Below are 17,907 nucleotides of genomic sequence, written 5' to 3'. Positions count from 1 at the left end.
TGCATGTCCTCGTCGAAACTCGACATCGTCGTCTATGGTGCGACCGGCTTCACCGGCCAGCTCGTCGCCGAATATCTCGCGGCGCATTATCGCAACAGTAGCCTGACATGGGCGATGGCCGGGCGCAGCAAGGACAAGCTCGCCTCGGTACGCGACGCGATCGGCGCGCCCGCCGACACGCCGCTGATCGTCGCCGATGCCGGCGATGCCGCCTCGCTGAAGGCGATGCTTGCGCAAACCAGGTCTGTCATCTCGACGGTCGGACCGTATCAGCTCTATGGCAACGAGCTGATCGCGGCCTGCGTGGAAAGCGGCACCGACTATTTCGATCTCTGCGGCGAGCCGATCTGGATGCGGCAGATGATCGACAAATACGAAGCCGCCGCGAAGGCCAGCGGCGCGCGCATCGTGTTCTCCTGCGGTTTCGACTCGGTGCCGTTCGAACTGGGCGCGTTCTTCGTGCAGGAGGAAGCGAGGCGCGTGTTCGGCGCGCCGGCACCGCGCGTCAAGGGGCGCGTGCGCGACATGCGCGGCACGCTGTCCGGCGGCACCGCGGCGAGCGCCAAGGCGACCTTCGATGCGGTCGCCAAGGACCTCAGCCTGGTTGCGATCCTCAACAACCCGTTCGCGCTGACGCCGGGCTTCGAGGGCCCGAAGCAGCCACGCGGCAGCAAGCCGGCCTATGAGGAGGATCTGCACTCCTGGACCGCGCCGTTCATGATGGCGCTGATCAACACGCGCAACGTGCACCGCTCCAACATGCTGATGGGCTTCCCCTACGGACGGGACTTCGTTTACGACGAGATGGTCCTGACCGGCCCGGGCGAGAAGGGCGAGGCCAACGCCAAGAAGGTGATGGCGTTGAATTCCGAGAAGACCGGCCCAAGCGCGCCGAAGCCGGGCGAGGGGCCGTCAAAGGAGGAGCGCGAGAACGGCCGCTACGATCTGCTTTATCTCGCGGTCGCGCCCGACGGCCGCATGGTCCGCGCCGGCATCAAGGGCGATCGCGATCCCGGCTACGGCTCGACCTCGAAGATGATCTCGGAATGCGCGATCTGCCTGCTGCGCGATACACCCGACGTCGCCGCCGGCTTCTGGACGCCGGGAGCGGCGATGCAGCACAAGCTGATCAAGCGCCTGATCGATCACGCCGGGCTGACCTTCGAGGTCGAGAAGTAGCTTCGCTTACCTCGCCCCGCTTGCGGGGAGAGGTCGGATCGCATCGTCAGATGCGATCCGGGTGAGGGGGTACAGGTCCGTCCGATCGCATTGCTCGTGGAGAGAGCCCCTCACCCCAACCCTCTAAGAGCGAGCTTCGCTCGTCTCGACCCCGTGAAGGACGGGGAGAGGGAGAGGCGCTACGCCGCCGCGCGCGGATTATAAGCGTACATGAAGTCCATGCCCTTGGACGACACCGGCAGCAGCAGCTTCAACATGTGATCGCGGAGCCAGGCGCCGGTCGGGCTGAACTCGCGCTTGCTGTTGCCGTTGCGGCGGGCGATCGCCACGATCTTCTCGGCGCGCGGGCGCCGCTCGTGCTCGAAAGCCTGGAACGTCATGCCGAGCTCCTGGCCGTCGCGCATCAGGATGCCGAGCCGCAGCGCGTCTTCCAGCGCCAGCGATGCGCCCTGGCCGGCATGCGGGCTCGTCGCGTGCGCGGCGTCGCCGATCAACAGCGTGCGCTTGCGCGACCAAGTCGGCAGCGTCGCGACGTCGAGCGTGTCGGTGACCACGATATTCTCGGCGGCTTCGATGATCTCGGGGATCGGCGCGTGCCAGCCGGCGTGGAAATCGCGCAGATGCTGCCTGATCGCGGCCTGGCTCTGCAACCGGTAGGCCGCCGCGGTCATGCCGTGCGACGGCTGCGTGCTCCACCACATCGCGCCCGTGTCCGGATCGGGGCTGCACATCCCATAGCCGAAGAAGCCGCTCTGCCCGAACGTGGTCGCCACCCTCTGGCCGATCGGCAGCTTCTCGATCACCGCGCGGGGCACGAATCCGCCGAAGCCGATCAGCCCGGTGTCGAACGGCGTTGGGCCGTCAGGGATCACGTGGCGCCGCACCGCAGAGTGCACGCCGTCGGCACCGATCACGAAATCGCCCTCGGCGGTGGTGCCGTCGTTGAAATAGGCGATCACGGGCTGGTCGCCGCGGTCTTCGATCTTCACAAGTTTCTTCTCGAAGAACACCGAGACGTTGGAGGCCCAGGCCTTGTCGATCAGCGTCTCGTTCAACGTCGCGCGGCACATGTTCACCGCGGGCTGGCCGAAGCGCTGCTGCATGTTCTGGTTGAGCGAGCCGAGCTTCTTGCCGCCCTGCGAATAGAAGTCGAAGGACTCCGCGATCGAGCCGTTGCGGATCAGTTCGTCGGCGAGGCCGAGCTCGGCCAGCACATGCATGCCGTTCGGCGCGATCTGAAGCCCGCCGCCGATCCCGGTGGAGTAGGGCCAGGCTTCATAGAGCTCGGTCTCGATGCCGGCGCGGGTCAGGAACATCGCGGTGACAGGACCTGCGATGCCGGCGCCGATGATCAGAGCTTTACGGGGACGTGAGGTCATGCCTTGCTCCATGCATCCGTGTGGGATAGGAAAGGTCAGTTGCTAATTATCTTAGTATATAAGATATTAGGCGAGTAAGATATAGGAGCCGATTTGTCAAGCACGACGTCGCGCGAAACGCTGATGCAGGAACTCGAGGAGGCGATGCGCCGGTCATCCGCGCAGGGCGTGATGTACGGCCAAGCAGTTGCAAACATGGCCGGAATCTCCAATTCCGACATGGAATGCATGGATATCCTGCATCTGGAGGGGCGGGTGACCGCGGGGCGTCTCGCCGAGGTCACCGGGCTGACCACCGGCGCGATCACCGGCGTGGTCGATCGTCTGGAGAAAGCGGGTTACGTGCGCCGCGAGCGGGACGAGAGCGACCGCCGCAAGGTCTTCATCTCGGTGGTGGAGGAAAAAGCGGCGGAGATCGGCAAGTTCTACGTGCCGATGCAGGAGGCGATGCTCAAGCTGTGGAGCAGCTACACCGACGACGAGCTGCGCTTGCTGCTGCGTTTCGCCAATGACGGCTACAAGGGCGTGCTGGAAGCGACCGGAGCATTGAAGGCGGTGATCGACATGCCGCCGGAGCAGCGCGCCAGCCTCAAGATGCCGCCGAAGACTCGTCGATGATCCGTGCCGACGTCGCGCGGTAGTGCTCGGCTGCCGCATACATGCCCCACATCGTGCCCAGCATCATCCAGAAGTGCCGCCAGTGGTCGGTATCGATGATGAAGCTCTCGCCGACGAAGCCGAGGAACGCCGAGAAGACCGCGAGATAGCCGCGCTGCCACGGCACCCGCATGTAGATGTAGCGGAAGCCGATGATCGCGGTGACGAACACCAGCGCCGGATAGCAGATCCCCGAGATCCAGCCGCCCGACATGAAGGCGTTGAGATAGGAATTGTGGGTGTCCTCGGGGAAGTAGGTGTGGAATTGCAGCGGCCCGATGCCGAACGGCAGCTCCAGCGCCATCTGGGCGCCGAGGATGTGGCGGCCGAACCGGCCGAAGCGGCCTTCGTCATAGCTCTGGTCGAAGCTCGCGCGCTGCTTGAACATGTCGGCGACCGAGCCGATCGAGAGCAGCACCGCGATCAGCGCCACGGCCAGGATCGCGGCGATCAAGGTCATCACGATGATGCGCGAGCGCTGCGCCTGCGAGCGGCTGGTGAACACCATCAGCGCCAGCATGAAGGCCGCGGTGATCACGAGGCCGCCCCAGGCGGCGCGCGAGAACGACAGCAGGATCGCGAGCGAGATGATGCCGAAGGCGATGGCGTTGCGGAGCGCCTTGCCGAAGCGGTCGGAGACCACGCTCTGCAGTGTGAACAGCGCCGGCAGGATCAGGAAGGCGCCGAGCACGTTCGGGTCCTTGAAGGTTCCGCGGGCGCGGTCATACAGCGTCAGCAGGTCGTAGCCGCCGGGCACCAGACGGAAGTAGCCGGCGATGCCGGCGAGCGAAGCGATCATCGCGCCGACGATCAGGCCGCGGCGCAGCATGTCGAGGCGGGCTTCGGTATCCTCCGACATCACCATCGCGAAGAAGATGACGGTGATGGCCATGTACCAGGAGGTCAGGATCCAGTTCACCACCTCCGGCTTGTCGAGGAACGGCACCGCACCGATGCTGTAGCCGACATTGAGCACGATCAATGTGAACAGCAGCGGCATGAACACGAGCCGCATGCGCAGGCCCGTGGCGAAGAACAGCACGCAGGCAGTCAGCGTGACGAGCTCATACGGGCTCGGCTCGATGAACACGATGGCGCCGGACGCACCGGCCAGCCACACCAGCGCCCGCTGCAGCGCCAGCACGCCCGTTGGTGCTGATGTCAGCGAATGGGACGTCCCGGCTGTCGCCGCATAGGCCATCGGATACTCACGCAACGCAACGGACACAGAACCTGACACCCGTTATTGCGAGGAGCGTCAGCGACGACGCAATCCACCTATCCCCTAGCGGCAGCGTGGATTGCTTCGCTGCGCTCGCAATGACGTGCGGTTTGAACCCGCCTCGATCAGTACGCGTTCTCGCTTTTGGTCAGCAGCGAGAACGGGGTCTTGAGCAGGATGTAGAGGTCGAACAGCACCGACCAGTTCTCGATGTAATAAAGGTCGTATTCGACGCGCTTCTGGATCTTCTCGTCGGTGTCGACCTCGCCGCGCCAGCCGTTGATCTGCGCCCAGCCGGTGATGCCCGGCTTGACGCGGTGGCGGGCGAAGTAGCCGTCGACCGCCTCGTCGAACAGGCGGTTCTCCAGCTTGCTCTGCACGGCGTGCGGCCGCGGGCCGACCAGCGACAGATTGCCCTTCAGCACGACGTTGAACAGTTGCGGCAATTCGTCGAGCGAGGTCTTGCGGATGAAGCGGCCGACGCGGGTCACGCGCGGATCGTTCTTGGTCACCACCTTGGAAGCGGTGGGGTCGGCCTGGTGGTGGTAGAGCGAGCGGAATTTGTAGACGTCGATCCGCTCGTTGTTGAAGCCGAAGCGCTTCTGGCGAAACAGCACCGGGCCGGGGCTGTCGAGTTTCACCGCGAGCGCCACCAATCCCAACACTGGCAGCGCCGCAAGCAAGGCCAGACCGCCGACCACGCGGTCGAACAGCCATTTCAGCACCAGATCCCAGTCGGTGATCGGCGCCTCGAACATATCGAGCGTCGGCACCTTGCCGATATAGGAATAGGAACGGGGGTGGAAGCGCAGCTTGTTGGTATGGGCCGACAGGCGGATGTCGACCGGCAGCACCCACAGCTTCTTCAGCATTTCCAGGATGCGGGTCTCCGCCGAGATTGGCAGCGCGAACAGCACGAGGTCGACGCGGGTGCGGCGAGCGAATTCGACGATGTCATCGATCTTGCCGAGTTTCGGTGCGCCGGCGCAGGTGTTGGTGGCGCGATCGTCATTGCGGTCGTCGAACACGCCGAGCAGATGGATGTCGGAATCATCCTCGGCGTTCAGCGCCTCGATCAGCTGCTCGCCATTGTGGTCTGCTCCGACGATGATGGTGCGGCGGTCGAGCCGGCCGTCATGCGCCCAGGCGCGCACCATCGATCGCAGCAGCAGCCGTTCGGCGATCAGCACCGCAAGGCCGACGCAGAAGAACGACGACAGCCAGACCCGCGAGACCTCGCCGCCGAGCTTGACCAGGAAGGAGATGCCGATGAACAGCAGGAACACGACGGCCCACGACGAGATCATGCGCGTCATCTGGCGAAGCTGGCCGCGGAAGATCTGCACCTGGTAGATATCGGCGGCCTGGAAGCAAACCACGGCGGCAGCCGACATGCCGAGGATCGATGCGATGTACCCCCAGTGAATACTGCCGCCGGCGAGCGGCCTGACATAGGCGAGATAAAGCCCGACGCCGACCAGGCTGAGCAGCACGAAGTCGGCGAGGCGAACCACGCCGGCGATCACAACCGGCGAGTAGGCGCCGCGAACCTTCTGGTTGGTAACGGCGAGCGCGGCCGGCGAGAGGCGCCGGCGCCGTTCGATCTGCCGCTGAGCGGCCGTCGCAGACGCAGCGGCATCCAGCATCGAGCGTGCGTTAAACGGTTCCACGAGTCCACGTCCATTCCTGCGCATGCAGATGGGCATCCGCGCGCGGCACGAAAATTCCCCCGGACGTGACTTAAGGGGACAAATCGGAAGAAACGGTTACGTGTGCAAGAAGTGGTTAACGTTTGGCAAAGGCGTCGCGATAGCCGGCCAGTACACCCTCGACCATCGCGCTTTGCGAGAAATGTTCCGAAATCCGCTCGCGCAATCGCTCGGCGCGCGCCGCGGTCGCGGCGGGATCGTCGAGCGCGGCCTTGATCGCGTCGGCCATCGCTCCAGCATTGCTCGGCGCGAACAGGGCGTCGGTGTGGGTATCGAAGATCTCCGGGATGCCGCCGACATCGGCGGCGATCATCGGAACGCCGGCCGCGCCCGCCTCGATCACTACATAGGGCATCGAATCGCCGCGCGAGGGCACCACGAGCAGGCTGCCCTTCGAAAAGCCATAGCGCGCCTTGACGTGACCGATGAAGCGGACGGCCTCGCCGAGCGACAGCCGCTTCACCTGCTCCTTGAGGCGCTCGAATTCCTCGCCGTCGCCGCCGAGCGTCAACGTCACCGGCTTGCCCTCGGCGCGCAGCTTCGCCACCGCGTCGATCAGGAGATCGGCGCCCTTGATGCGCCGGAACTCGCCGACATAGGCCACATCGGTGGCATCGTCGGCGCGGGGGACCGGTTCGAACTCCTCCGCGGTGACGCCGTTGAACACGCAGCGCACGAGGCCTGCCGGCTTGCCGACGGTGCGCTGATAGGTGTCGCGGGCAAACGCGCTCTCGAACAGGAACAGGTCGGTGCTGTTCATCAGGGTGCGCTCGAGCTGGCTGTAGAAGCGGCCCTTCCAGGTGTCGAGCGGGTAGTGCAGCGAGCCGCCATGCGGCGTGTAGACCCGGATCACCTTGCCCGACCGCCGCCGCAGCCGGACATAGGCGCCGGCCTTGGCGCCATGCCCGTGGACGACATCGGGTTTCAGCTTCCGGATCAGGCCGGCGATGTGGGCCCAGACCATGAAGTCGGCGAAGCGCGGCTCACGGCGTATCGCGACGCGGTGGACGCCGAGCTTGAGCCGCGGCTCGATCTCGGCAAGCGCCGCGTCGGCCCGCGCGCCGCCGGTCAAACTGTCGGCGACGATGCCGACATGATGGCCGCGTTCGATCTGGCCGTTGGCGACGTCGAGGATGTGACGAATGATGCCGCCGACCGGGGCACGCACCACGTGCAGGATGCGGAGGGGCGGTTGCTGATTTTGATCCTGCGCCATCGATCAGAACCAGCGCTCGCCGACGAACACGGTGTCGCCGGGGCCGATCGGCGTGCCCAGGGGAGCGACGAAGCGGCCGGCGCCGGATGCATTGGTGTGGGTGACGGTAACCTCGTCGCGCCTGGCGCGCGGCGAGAAGCCGCCGGCGATCGCGATCGCGCTTTCGACCGTCATGTTGGGCACATAGGGATATTGGCCGGGGGCCTGGACTTCGCCGAGGATGAAGAACGGCCGGTAGGCCTCGATCTCGACTGCGACCGACGGCTCGCGGATGAAGCCGTTGCGCAGCCGCGCGGTGATCTCGGCGGCAAGCCCGGCGGGCGTCCGGCCGCGCGCCGGCACCGAGCCGATCAGCGGCATGGTGATCGCGCCCGCGGCGTCGATCGCATAGGCGTTGGTCAGCCCTTCCACAACGCGGAGCTTGTCGCCGGGGCCGAGATTATAGCCCTCGCGCGTCGGTGCGGGATCGGCATAGGCCACGGGCGCAGCATACGCCATCGGTTCGAGACCGGGGTCACCGGCAAGCGGCGACGTTCGGCCCATGCAGCCCGACAGCGCGAGCGCAGCGACCAGACAAATAAGGGGAGCGCGCAGATCGCGCATGCAAGGAATCCCGCGACAATATCGGCTCCGATTAACGGCACCCATGGTTAACAAAGAATGACGGGGCGGGTGGTGGCGGCCATGCCCGTCAACCCCACCGATTAACCCAGCGGCAACCTTAATGGACTGTAATCGCCCCATTGAGAGGGAGTCGCGGTGTCCGCGGGGGTTCGTTATGCGTTTTGCATTCTGGCGTAGAGGCAAGGATAAGGCCGTCGTGCAACGGGCGTTGCCGAAGTCTGCGCCCGTTGCCGACGAAGCTGTCGTGAAGCCGGCTGCGCCCAAGCCTGATCCCGACAAGCCTGCTCCCGACAAGCCTGCTCCTGACAAGCCGGCCCGTCCGGCGGAGGCGGCCGATCTTGACCTGCACGTGCTCGGCCGCGCGCTGGCGCGCAAGCGCGGCTGGATCATCGTGCCGACGGTGCTGGTGTTCGCGTTGTCGCTTGCCGCGGTCAACGTCGTGACGCCGCGCTACAAGTCGGAAGCGCGAATCCTGATCGACAATCGCGAGAACGCCTTCCTGCGTCCGAACGGCGAGCGCGACCTGGAGCGCACCTCGCTCGACGCCGAGGCGGTGACGAGCCAGGTGCAGCTGTTGCTGTCGCGCGATCTCGCGCGCGACATCATCAAGAAGAACAAGCTGGCCGAACGTCCGGAGTTCGATCCGGTGCTGCGGGGCTTTTCGCCGCTGAAGTCGCTGCTGGCGCTGTTCGGCATCGGCCGTGACCCGTTCAGCCTGACGCCTGAAGAGCGGGTGCTTGATTCTTATTACGAGCGCTTCCAGGCTTTTGCGGTCGACAAGTCGCGCGTCATGGTGATCGAGTTCCAGTCCGAGGATCCCGAGCTTGCGGCGCGCGTCGCCAACTCGATTGCAGACGGCTATCTCGTGCTGCAGCAGGCCGCGCGGCAGGACCAGGCCAAATCCGCCAGCACATGGCTGCTCGGCGAGATCGACAAGCTGCGCACCAAGGTCGCGGACGCGGATTCGCGCGTCGAGGAATTCCGCTCGAAGTCGAGCCTGTTCGTCGGCACCAACAACATCCCGCTGTCGAACCAGCAGATGGGTGAGCTGAACACGCAGCTCAACAATGCCCGCGCGCTGAAGGCGGATGCCGAGACCAAGGCACGGCTGATCCGGGAGATGCTTCAGGGCGGCAAGCCGATCGAGGCGTCGGAGGTGCTCAATTCCGAGCTGATCCGCCGGCTGGCCGAACAGCGCGGCACGCTGCGCGCGCAGCTTGCCGAGCAGTCGTCGACGCTGCTCGACAACCATCCGCGCATCAAGGAATTGAAGGCGCAGATCGCCGATCTCGACCGGCAATTGCGCGAAGAAGCCGGCAAGGTTTCGCGCTCGCTGGACAATGACGCCCGCGTCGCCGATGGCCGAGTCATGGCGTTGCAGGCGAGCCTGGACCAGTCGAAGAGGCAGGCGTCGTCTAGCAATAGCCAGGACGTGCAACTGCGCGGGCTGGAGCGCGAAGCCAAGGCGCAGCGCGACCTGCTGGAGGCCTATCTCGCCAAGTACCGCGAGGCGACGGCGCGCGAGAACATCGAGGCCGCGCCGACCGACGGTCGCATCATCTCGCGCGCCTCGGTTTCGAATACGCCGGCCTATCCGAAGAAGCTGCCGATCGTGCTGATCGCGACGCTGGCGACGCTGCTGCTGTCGTCCGGCATCATCATCACCGGCGAGCTGCTGCGCATCTCCGCGCCCGGTGCGGTTGGCCGTGCCTTCGCGCCGGCGGCTGCCGTGATCAGGCGCCGCGAGCCGGTCATGGACGCCGCAACCGTGGACCAGCCCGCGCCGGCGCTGCCCCCTGAACCCGCGCTCGCATCGCCGGTCGCGCCGAAGCCGGCCGTGGAGCCCGAACTGCCGCTGGAGCCTGCGGCTGCCTATGAACCTCCGCCGCAGCCTGAGTCCGCCCAGACTGCCGACGAGATCGATGAGCTCGCCGAGCGCCTTGTCGCCGCCGGTCTCGCCGCCCACAAGGTCACCGTGCTCGGCCCGGCCGCGGCTGATAGCGTTACGTTGACCGCCCTGACGCTGGCGCGTCTGATGGCGCGCCAGGCCAAGGTTGTCGTCGTCGATCTCGTCGCGTCCTCGCCGGTGCTGACGTCCGCGACCGTCGATCCGGCGGCGCCCGGCCTTGCCGAGCTGATGCAGGGCGAGGCGACCTTCGCGCAGATCATCACCAAGGACCGGCAGTCGCGTGTGCAGATCGTCAGCGCCGGGCGTCCGGGCTTCGATCGCTCGCATCTGCAATCGCCGCGGCTCGCCCTTGCGATCGACGCGCTGCTCAGGGTCTACGACCACGTGCTGCTCGACGCCGGTTCGGCCGTCGACCTGCCGGCCGAACTGCTGACCGCGAAGGCGCAGGCGGTCGTCGTGCCCGACGCCGCCATGGCGCAGGATGCCCGCCACTCGATGGTCGAGCAACTCAGGGCGGTCGGCTTCGCCGAAGTGACGATGCTGAGCAAGCCCTGCGCGGCGTCGGAAGCGGCTGTGAGGAGCCCGCGGGTGGTGGCTGCCTGAGCGCCGCCGTCAGCCCGTCGGGGTAAATCCTGTCGCCCGCACGATCCCTTTCCAGCGATCGGATTCGGTGGCGAGCAGTTGCGCAAAGTCATTCATCGCGATTGCGTCGACGTCGACCGACAGTTTGGCCATGCCGGATTTGACCTCGTCGCTGCGCAATGACGCCTGGATCGCGCCGTTGAGTTGCGCGACGATTGCCGCGGGCGTCTTCGCCGGCAGGAAGATGCCGAACCAGGTCACGTCCTGAAGCCCGGGGTAGCCGGCTTCCGCCACCGTCGGCACATCGGGGAGGGATTTGAGACGGCTGGGACCGGTCGTCGCCAGAGCGCGAAGCTGTCCGGACTGGACCTGACCCAGCAGGCTGTCGATCGGCATCACCGCCGACGCGATCTCGCCCTTCAGGAGATCCTGGACCGCCCCTCTGCCTTGATAGGGCACGTGGAGATAGTCGAAGCCCGCGGTTCGGCCGAGCATCGCACCGATGAAATGCAGGGTGGTGCCAACGCCCGGCGTGCCGTAGGTCGCCTGTGTCGGGTTGGCGCGGCACCAGGCGACGAAGTCGGCGAGGCTCCTGACATCGTTCGGGACTTTCGGGCCGATCGCCAGCAGCGTCGCGAATGAGCCGACGGTCGATACCGGCGTGAAGTCCTGCAGTGCGTATGTCAGCGACTTGTAGGTGTGCGGAAACAGCGCGATGAAGCCAAGCGGCGCGAGCAGCATGACCGATCCATCGGCCTCGGCGTTCTTTACCGCCTCGATCGCAATCCGGCCGCTCGCGCCGGGCCGGGTCTCAACGACGATGGAGTCGGCATAGTCCTTCATCTGCCCGGCAACGAGCCTTGCGACGGCGTCGGGCAATCCGGGCGTGTAGCCGGTCAGGATATGGGCGGTCTTCAGGCGGGGCTGCGCGCCGACTGGCCGGACCAGGCCTGCGGCGGCGAGCGCGGCACCGGCCGCTGACGCGGTCAGGACGTCGCGACGGGTCAACATGCATGCCTCCATGGTCGTCGAGCCGCGCCGTTCGGGGCGCGACGATCTGCGTCATCGCGCGCGGAAGATGCGTGAGGCGGGGATAAACGTCCAATGCTAGTGTCTGAGGCGTCCATAACCGTTTTGGTAAGGATCGCTGATGCAGGACATCGAGCGTGCCCGACGCCGGATCAAGCTGCGCGACCTGCACATCCTGCTCGTCATCGCGCAGCGCGGCAGCATGGCGAAGGCTGCCGCGGAGCTCGCGGTGTCGCAGCCGGCGATTTCGCGGGCGGTCAGCGACATGGAGCACGCGCTCGGCCTTCGGCTATTCGATCGTTGCCGTAACGGCATCGAACTGACGGCCTATGGCCACGCTCTGGTGCGACGCGGGGTCTCGATCTTCGACGAGCTTACCCAGGGCTTGCAGGAGCTCGAGTTTATGGCCGATCCGAGCATCGGAGAGTTGCGCATCGGCAGCACGGAGAGCATCGCAGCGGGCTTGCTTCCGGTGGCGATCGACCGCTTCACGCGGCAGCATCCCGGCATCCGCATCAATGTCGCGCAGACCGTTCTCAGCGATCTGCGCTACCGCGAACTGCGCGAGCGCAACATCGATCTGTTGCTTGGATGGACGCCGACGCCGTTTGACGAGACGGACCTGGCGGTCGAGCCCTTGCTCGATGATCGGCGCGTCGTGGTCGCGGGAAGGCGAAGCAAATGGGCGCGCGCGTCCAGGCTCGAATTGGCCGACCTCGCTGACGAGCGCTGGGTGCTGCCTCCGCCGGACACCTTTCCGGGCGCCGCGGTGGCGGAGACGTTTCGCGAATTCGGAATGCAGATGCCAAGCGCGCCGATCACGACGCTGTCGCTTCATTTGTGCTGCCGGCTCGCCGCGACCGGCCGCTTCATCACCGTGCTGCCGGGCTCGGTCGCGCGGTTTGCCGGCGGCGATCTCGGGCTAAAGGAGCTTCCGGTTCAGCTTCCGCGAGCGGCCGCCGTCTCGGCCGCGATCGTCACGTTGAAAGGCCGCACCTTGGGCCCGACCGCCGAGATCTTCATCGCGTGCATCCGTGAGATCGCCAAGGCGGCCGCAAGCAAGGCGGCCGCCGGCAGGTGACAGGCATTACCGGCGCCGTTCCCATCCCATCCGGTGGAGGCGCCCGATGCCTAGTGCGCCATCATCGGCTCGCGCGCGGTTCGCTCGAGCACCGGATCGATCCGCAGCCTGATCGTGACCAGCGCGCCGATCAGTCCCATCACGGCGAGCAGCAGCAGCCCTGCCGTAAAGCTGCCCGTCAGGTCCTTCAGATAGCCGACGGCGAATGGGCCGGCGAAGCCTGACAGGTTGCCGAGCGAGTTGATCGCGGCAATGCCTGCCGCCGCCGAGGCGCCGGTCAGGATACCTGCCGGCATCGGCCAGAACATCGGCGGCACCGCCGACACGCCGATCTGCGCAAGGCAGAGCAGGGCGACGATCAGCACCGGATTCGACACCAGCCCGGCAAGGCCGATACCGACGGCGGCGAGCGTCAGCGCGCCGGCGACATGGTATCGCCGCTCGCCGGTCTTGTCGGAATGGCGGCCGAGCAGCACCATGCCGACCGCGCCGAACACGAAGGGCAGGGCCGCGATCAAGCCGGTCTGGGTGTCGGTGACGCCAAACGCCTTGATGATGGTGGGCAGGAAGAATGCGACGCCGTAGCTTGCCGCGTTGAGGCAGAAATACACGAAGGCGCAGGCAAGGACCCGCGAGTCGGTGAGCGACTGCAGGACGGAAATATGCTCCACGGCCTCGGTTTGCTGCCGCTCGCGCTCAAGCGTGGTCTGAATCCACTTGACCTCGTCGGGCTGCAGCCAGCTTGCCTGGCGCGGAAAGTCCGGTAGGAAGGTCAGGACAGCGAAACCGACCAGGACCGACGGCAGTGCCTCGCAAATGAACAGCCACTGCCATCCGGTCAGGCCGGCGCCCGACAGGTTGAGCAGCAATCCCGAGATCGGCGCCCCGATGATGCTCGAGATCGGGATCGCCAGCATGAATAGGCTGATGACGCGCGCGCGGTACACCGACGGGAACCAGAGCGTCAGGTAGAAGATGATGCCGGGGAAGAAGCCGGCTTCGCAGGCGCCGAGCAGGAGGCGCAGGAAGTAGAAGATCCATTCGCTCGACAGGCCGCTCGCCGCGGACATCTGCGGGATGAAGGCAAATGCGGCCGAGACGATGCCCCAGCTGATCATGATGCGGGCGATCCACCGCCGCGCACCGAACCGCTCCAGCAGGATGTTGGAGGGCACCTCGAAGAAGAAGTAGCCGATGAAGAACAGACCGGCGCCGAGCCCGTAGGCGGCCTCGCTGAGGCCGAGCGCCGCGTTCATATGCAGCTTGGCGAAGCCGACATTGACGCGATCGAGATAGGCCACGAAGTAACACAGGATGAGGAACGGAATCAGCCGCCGCATCATCTTTCCGATCGCGCGCTTCTCGACATCGTCGCTCATCGTTCCCATCCCTTCCTGTTGTTCGATTCGGCAGACGATCACTGCGCTGTTCGGGGCGGCACCTGGCGCACCCGCAGCGGTTCGTCGCGTTGCTCTTGCAAGTCTTCTTTATTGTTGTGTAATCGACTGCCGCGTGACTAATGGCATTTGGGAATGGAGCCACGGCGAAACTGTCATGATGCACCGCGGTATAAGCGCGGGAACCCTGGAGCGTTTTCCAGCGAAGTGGCTGCTCGTTCGCGCCAAGAAAACGCCTCAAAGCAGAATCTGGAGCCCCGTTCCGGCTTAATCGGAACGGAAGGGCCCTTGCGGGGCAGGATGGTGGCGGGCCGTGATCAGTAATCTGAAACTGCGCCAGCTGCGCCTGCTGGTCGCTCTCGACAATGAGCGCAAGTTGCAGCTCGCCGCCGAGCGGTTGAACATCACCCAATCGGCGGCATCGAAGATGCTTGCCGAAATCGAGGCGCTGGCGCGGGTTCCCTTGTTCGAGCGCACGGCGCGCGGCGTCGAACCGACGGCCTATGGATCGATCCTGATCCGTGGCGGCAAGAGCGTGCTGGCCGATCTCGACCAGGTCACCGACGAGTTCGCGGGCTACAAATCCGGTGAGCTCGGCACGGTCTCCGTTGGAACAGTAGCCAAGCCGAGCATCGACCTCGTCGTCGACGTGATCCAGTATCTCGGCGAAAAGCTGAATCGGGTGAACATCTCGCTCGATGTCAGCACCAGCCCGCCGTTGATCACGCGACTGCTGGCGCTCGAGTTCGATTTCGTCGTCGCCAGGATTCCCGCCGGCATCGACCCCCGGCAATTCGACTATTACGAGATCGGCGCGGAGGAGGCGGTGCTGCTCGTTCGCGCGGAGCATCCGTTGGCCGGCCGCGAGACGGTCGAGCTGGAGGACATGGCCGACCAGCAATGGATCTGCCAGCCGCGCGAATCCTTCATGCGCCAGGCGCTCGAGAGGCTGTTCATGAGCCGCGGCGTGACGCCGCCGCGCCGGGTCATCAACACCGAGTCGTTTTTCGCCTCGGTCGGAATTGCGGCGGGCATCGACGCGATCGTGCCGGTCCCCATGCTGGTGTTCGATCTGGTCGATCCGCAGCGGTTCAAGGTGCTGCGCCTGCGCGACAGGCTGTTGTTGGAGAATTACGGCCTGATCAAGTTGCGCAAGCGTGCGCTGTCACCCGCTGCGGCACTCTTGTTCGACGCGATGAAACGGCTCGGCGTACCGAATGGCGGCGCAGAGCAGGGCGACGCGGCGCGCTGAACACTCAGCGGAACATGCTGCGCAGGTTCTGGGCAATCTCGAACAGCGCCGGATTTTGCTTCACAGCGCGCTTGGCGCGATTGATGGCCGACAGCGCGCTGGCCGCCGGCTTGCCGCGCAAGCTGAGCGGAACGAAGCTGTCGACGACGGCTTCATCGTCCTTGCAGAACAGCCGCTTGTACTCGTCCGAGCCGATGCCGAGATCCAGAGCGCGGTAGTTCAGGCCGGCATGGCGATCGATGATATCGCGCATCAGGATCAGGCCGGGGCTGAACTTGGAATTGGCCGACATCGTGTAGGTGTTGAACATCATCGAGAAGCGATGACCGTCGGACACGCCGGCGAAGATCGCGATCACTTCCTCGTCGCACTCCAGCGCGTGGATGTCGATCGCGTAGCCGTTGCCGTCGGCGCGCGGCGCGAGGCAGGCGGCACGAATGAACTGCTCGATGCCCGGCTCGGCGAACACGTTCGGCAGCTTCTGCTCGGCCATGCGCTGCGGCTTGACGCGGAAGAACCAGTCGAGCAGGCGGCAGACATCGGCGCTCTCGCTCGCGACATAATAGCGATAGCCGGGCAGCGCCTGCAGCTTGCGCTCCTTGCCCTTGAGGCGGCGGCGGAACGAGTTGCTGACCAGCGCCGCCGGTGCCGCGCCGGGCTCGATCGCCAGCACCGGGCAGTCGTTGACCGAAGCCTGATGCGGCAGCAGCGCCAGCGGATTCGGGAGGTCCTGCCAGCGCAGCGGCTGCTGGCAGAGCACGAGCGCATCGGCGCGGGAGCGTTCGGCGATCGATCCGATCAGAGCCGCGATGTCGGCTTCCGTCGCGTTGGCGGCGAAATCCTTCGCGCACAGCGCCATGTTGAAGGTCGCATGCTTGCCGCCCATGAAGCTCGCGCAGTTCGCGCCGAGGCGGGATTCGATTGCGAGCGGCAACAGCAGCAGCGGCCGGCGTTCGCTGTCATGAGCGACGACGATGAAGGGCCGCAGGCCCTCGCGCTCGCCGACCTGGCGTTGCCAGCTGGCGAGGAAATCGAACCGCTGATAGGGCGTGTAGCTGTGCTGCGATGTCTCGAAGCCGCGCCAGGTCGCTTCGGCTGCGGTGAGATCATGAAGGATGTCGACGCCGGCAACGCGGATCGCGTTCGGCCACGCCCGCGTCTCAGCCGTCTGGCCTTCGATTGCCGCCGCCATGGTCATCTCGGAACCCGAAATTTTAGGGTATTAATTTACAGTTCTCGGCTGGGGCCGACCTTCGCAGGGAAATGTCAACAAAGAGTAAGAACAATGCCGCGGCGGTGTGCGGGAACCGCCTGACAAGGACGGGGATCTTGGCGCCGGACAGCGGGATTTTACGACGGGCCCGAATGGAGTTCGCGTATTTCAGTGGCGCCTTCAAGCTGCGGGAACGCGAGAGCGGCGGCGCCGGGGTGATCCTGCGCTTCGCCCGCGTTCGTCCCGCGCGACGCGGCCGGTTTCAGCCGCTGAAGTCCCAGGAGATCACCCCGGCTTTCCTCGATCGCACGATCCGAGCGCTGAAGCGCTGGCGGTATGACATCGTCGGGATCGACGAGGCTTGCCGCCGGGCGGTGACCTTGCCGGTGCGCCGGCGTTTTGCCTGCCTGACCATTGACGGCGCCAGCAAGGACATCGTCACCCATGCCTGGCCGGTGCTCGCCAGGCACGGCGTTCCCTTCGCGCTGTATCTGCCGACGGCCTTTCCCGATGGCGTCGGCGTGGCGTGGTGGCTGGTGCTGGAGGAAATCATCGCGCGCGAAAACCGCATCAGCATGATGATCGACGGCCGGGAGCGGCACTTCGCGATTTCAAATCTCTCGGACAAATACGAGCTGTTCGATTTCCTGTCCGGCTGGCTGCGCAAGCTGCCGCCGTCGGACCTGTCCTACGCGCTGAACGATCTCGCCAGGCGCTATTCGGCCGACGCAGCCCAATTGTCACGCAATACGTCACTCGACTGGCAGGATCTGGCGAAGCTTGCCGCCGATCCGAACGTGACGTTCGGCAGCGCGACCGTGAACTATCCGGCGCTGTCGAGCCTCAGGGATGCCGACGCGCAGCGCGAGATGGCGATGGGCAAGGCGGTGGCCGAGAGCGCGCTTGGGCGGCAGGTCAGACATTTCGCATTCCCGTTCGGGGACCGCGATGCGTTCGGCCGTCCGCATGTCGTGATGGCCGAAGAGGCCGGCTTTGCCAGCGCGGTGTCGACCATACCAGGGGTCGTCGAGGCGCAGGGGCGCACCAACCTTCACGCGCTGCCGCGCATCGCATGGGACGGCCGCGTGCGCTCGCTGCGGATGATGCGGGTGCTGTTGTCGGGCGTGATGTTCGCGCCGGTGCGGCCGACGCGTAGCGCGCGCGACCAGGACGTTACTTAGGCGCGATCGGGCCGCGACATCCAGGCGACGATCGGCATCGCCGGCAGCACCCAGCCGAGGCCAGCGACGACGTAGAAGATCGCCTGCAGCAGCCCCGAATTGGCGAGCCAAGGCGTCTGCGCGACCGTCATGCCAAGCAGCGACCACACCACCACCAGGATCAGCAGGAAGATGGTACCGAGCAGTTTGCGGGTGCGTATGGCCATGGCGGATATGTACGACTCGTGATCCAGGGCGTTTTCGCGCGAAGCGGGCACCGGTTCGCGCAAAGAAAACG

15 protein-coding genes are annotated in these 17,907 nt (G+C 65.7%); 6 read left to right on the top strand and 9 right to left on the bottom strand.

Annotated features, from left to right (window positions below):
- Window positions 1-3: 3 nt before the first annotated feature.
- Entirely contained in the window at window positions 4-1,179 is a 1,176-nt protein-coding gene (locus tag ACVI1L_RS36510) for a saccharopine dehydrogenase family protein (protein WP_229190292.1), read from the top strand.
- Window positions 1,180-1,358: 179 nt separating this feature from the next.
- Here the strand turns inward: ACVI1L_RS36510 and ACVI1L_RS36505 are convergent, their stop codons facing one another.
- On the bottom strand, window positions 1,359-2,558 hold the full coding sequence (locus ACVI1L_RS36505) for an FAD-dependent oxidoreductase (protein WP_456785071.1): 1,200 nt from the start codon (window positions 2,556-2,558) through the stop codon (window positions 1,359-1,361).
- Window positions 2,559-2,681: 123 nt separating this feature from the next.
- Between ACVI1L_RS36505 and ACVI1L_RS36500 the strand changes: the two genes are divergently transcribed.
- The gene (locus ACVI1L_RS36500; protein WP_141341084.1) at window positions 2,682-3,176 is read left to right on the top strand and encodes a MarR family transcriptional regulator; all 495 of its coding nucleotides are present in this window, start codon (window positions 2,682-2,684) and stop codon (window positions 3,174-3,176) included.
- Here ACVI1L_RS36500 and ACVI1L_RS36495 read toward each other — a convergent pair.
- The 4 genes from ACVI1L_RS36495 to ACVI1L_RS36480 form a co-directional block, all read right to left on the bottom strand.
- A complete protein-coding gene (locus ACVI1L_RS36495) occupies window positions 3,148-4,416 on the bottom strand; it encodes an O-antigen ligase family protein (protein WP_253608418.1) in 1,269 nt (422 codons plus the stop codon). The two genes, ACVI1L_RS36500 and ACVI1L_RS36495, sit on opposite strands and share 29 nt — an antisense overlap.
- A 146-nt stretch (window positions 4,417-4,562) precedes the next feature.
- A complete protein-coding gene (locus ACVI1L_RS36490) occupies window positions 4,563-6,107 on the bottom strand; it encodes an undecaprenyl-phosphate glucose phosphotransferase (protein WP_456785070.1) in 1,545 nt (514 codons plus the stop codon).
- 115 nt (window positions 6,108-6,222) lie between these two features.
- Entirely contained in the window at window positions 6,223-7,362 is a 1,140-nt protein-coding gene (locus ACVI1L_RS36485) for a glycosyltransferase family 4 protein (protein ID WP_229190295.1), read from the bottom strand.
- Between the two features lie 3 nt (window positions 7,363-7,365).
- Window positions 7,366-7,965: a polysaccharide biosynthesis/export family protein gene (locus ACVI1L_RS36480; protein ID WP_456785069.1), complete on the bottom strand. Its 600-nt coding sequence runs from the start codon at window positions 7,963-7,965 to the stop codon at window positions 7,366-7,368.
- Window positions 7,966-8,140: 175 nt separating this feature from the next.
- Between ACVI1L_RS36480 and ACVI1L_RS36475 the strand changes: the two genes are divergently transcribed.
- On the top strand, window positions 8,141-10,498 hold the full coding sequence (locus tag ACVI1L_RS36475) for a GumC family protein (protein WP_456785068.1): 2,358 nt from the start codon (window positions 8,141-8,143) through the stop codon (window positions 10,496-10,498).
- 9 nt (window positions 10,499-10,507) lie between these two features.
- Here ACVI1L_RS36475 and ACVI1L_RS36470 read toward each other — a convergent pair whose 3' ends face one another.
- On the bottom strand, window positions 10,508-11,488 hold the full coding sequence (locus tag ACVI1L_RS36470) for a Bug family tripartite tricarboxylate transporter substrate binding protein (RefSeq protein WP_456785067.1): 981 nt from the start codon (window positions 11,486-11,488) through the stop codon (window positions 10,508-10,510).
- Between the two features lie 139 nt (window positions 11,489-11,627).
- Between ACVI1L_RS36470 and ACVI1L_RS36465 the strand changes: the two genes are divergently transcribed.
- The gene (locus tag ACVI1L_RS36465; RefSeq protein ID WP_456785066.1) at window positions 11,628-12,587 is read left to right on the top strand and encodes a LysR family transcriptional regulator; all 960 of its coding nucleotides are present in this window, start codon (window positions 11,628-11,630) and stop codon (window positions 12,585-12,587) included.
- Between the two features lie 50 nt (window positions 12,588-12,637).
- On the opposite strand, the gene ACVI1L_RS36460 is transcribed toward ACVI1L_RS36465, so the two are convergent.
- Window positions 12,638-13,975 carry an MFS transporter gene (locus ACVI1L_RS36460; RefSeq protein WP_425249171.1) on the bottom strand — a complete coding sequence of 446 codons (1,338 nt, stop codon included), beginning with the start codon at window positions 13,973-13,975 and terminating at the stop codon, window positions 12,638-12,640.
- A gap of 322 nt (window positions 13,976-14,297) precedes the next feature.
- On the opposite strand from ACVI1L_RS36460, the gene ACVI1L_RS36455 reads away from it, so the two are divergent.
- Window positions 14,298-15,236, top strand: coding sequence for a LysR family transcriptional regulator (locus ACVI1L_RS36455; protein ID WP_229190299.1), 939 nt, complete (start codon window positions 14,298-14,300; stop codon window positions 15,234-15,236).
- 4 nt (window positions 15,237-15,240) lie between these two features.
- Here the strand turns inward: ACVI1L_RS36455 and ACVI1L_RS36450 are convergent, their stop codons facing one another.
- Complete coding sequence (locus ACVI1L_RS36450) at window positions 15,241-16,434, bottom strand: GNAT family N-acetyltransferase (protein WP_456785065.1); 1,194 nt, start codon at window positions 16,432-16,434, stop codon at window positions 15,241-15,243.
- Window positions 16,435-16,601: 167 nt separating this feature from the next.
- Between ACVI1L_RS36450 and ACVI1L_RS36445 the strand changes: the two genes are divergently transcribed.
- Entirely contained in the window at window positions 16,602-17,630 is a 1,029-nt protein-coding gene (locus tag ACVI1L_RS36445; protein WP_456785064.1) for a polysaccharide deacetylase family protein, read from the top strand.
- Here the strand turns inward: ACVI1L_RS36445 and ACVI1L_RS36440 are convergent.
- Window positions 17,627-17,836, bottom strand: a complete 210-nt coding sequence (locus ACVI1L_RS36440; protein WP_016844954.1) for a DUF2842 domain-containing protein — start codon at window positions 17,834-17,836, stop codon at window positions 17,627-17,629. The genes ACVI1L_RS36445 and ACVI1L_RS36440 overlap by 4 nt on opposite strands.
- Window positions 17,837-17,907: the final 71 nt, after the last annotated feature.

The organism is Bradyrhizobium sp. USDA 4516 (assembly GCF_054055915.1).
Note: the sequence above shows the minus strand (reverse complement) of the source record. Positions and strands in the feature narration are given on the sequence as shown.

Coding starts and splice junctions, on each gene's coding strand:
- ACVI1L_RS36495 (WP_253608418.1), bottom strand. CDS start 4,416: ATGGCCTATGCGGCGACAGCCGGGACGTCCCATTCGCTGACATCAGCA.
- ACVI1L_RS36475 (WP_456785068.1), top strand. CDS start 8,141: ATGCGTTTTGCATTCTGGCGTAGAGGCAAGGATAAGGCCGTCGTGCAA.
- ACVI1L_RS36445 (WP_456785064.1), top strand. CDS start 16,602: ATGGAGTTCGCGTATTTCAGTGGCGCCTTCAAGCTGCGGGAACGCGAG.
- ACVI1L_RS36460 (WP_425249171.1), bottom strand. CDS start 13,975: ATGGGAACGATGAGCGACGATGTCGAGAAGCGCGCGATCGGAAAGATG.
- ACVI1L_RS36480 (WP_456785069.1), bottom strand. CDS start 7,965: ATGCGCGATCTGCGCGCTCCCCTTATTTGTCTGGTCGCTGCGCTCGCG.
- ACVI1L_RS36510 (WP_229190292.1), top strand. CDS start 4: ATGTCCTCGTCGAAACTCGACATCGTCGTCTATGGTGCGACCGGCTTC.
- ACVI1L_RS36450 (WP_456785065.1), bottom strand. CDS start 16,434: ATGACCATGGCGGCGGCAATCGAAGGCCAGACGGCTGAGACGCGGGCG.
- ACVI1L_RS36470 (WP_456785067.1), bottom strand. CDS start 11,488: ATGTTGACCCGTCGCGACGTCCTGACCGCGTCAGCGGCCGGTGCCGCG.
- ACVI1L_RS36440 (WP_016844954.1), bottom strand. CDS start 17,836: ATGGCCATACGCACCCGCAAACTGCTCGGTACCATCTTCCTGCTGATC.
- ACVI1L_RS36500 (WP_141341084.1), top strand. CDS start 2,682: ATGCAGGAACTCGAGGAGGCGATGCGCCGGTCATCCGCGCAGGGCGTG.
- ACVI1L_RS36465 (WP_456785066.1), top strand. CDS start 11,628: ATGCAGGACATCGAGCGTGCCCGACGCCGGATCAAGCTGCGCGACCTG.
- ACVI1L_RS36505 (WP_456785071.1), bottom strand. CDS start 2,558: ATGACCTCACGTCCCCGTAAAGCTCTGATCATCGGCGCCGGCATCGCA.
- ACVI1L_RS36485 (WP_229190295.1), bottom strand. CDS start 7,362: ATGGCGCAGGATCAAAATCAGCAACCGCCCCTCCGCATCCTGCACGTG.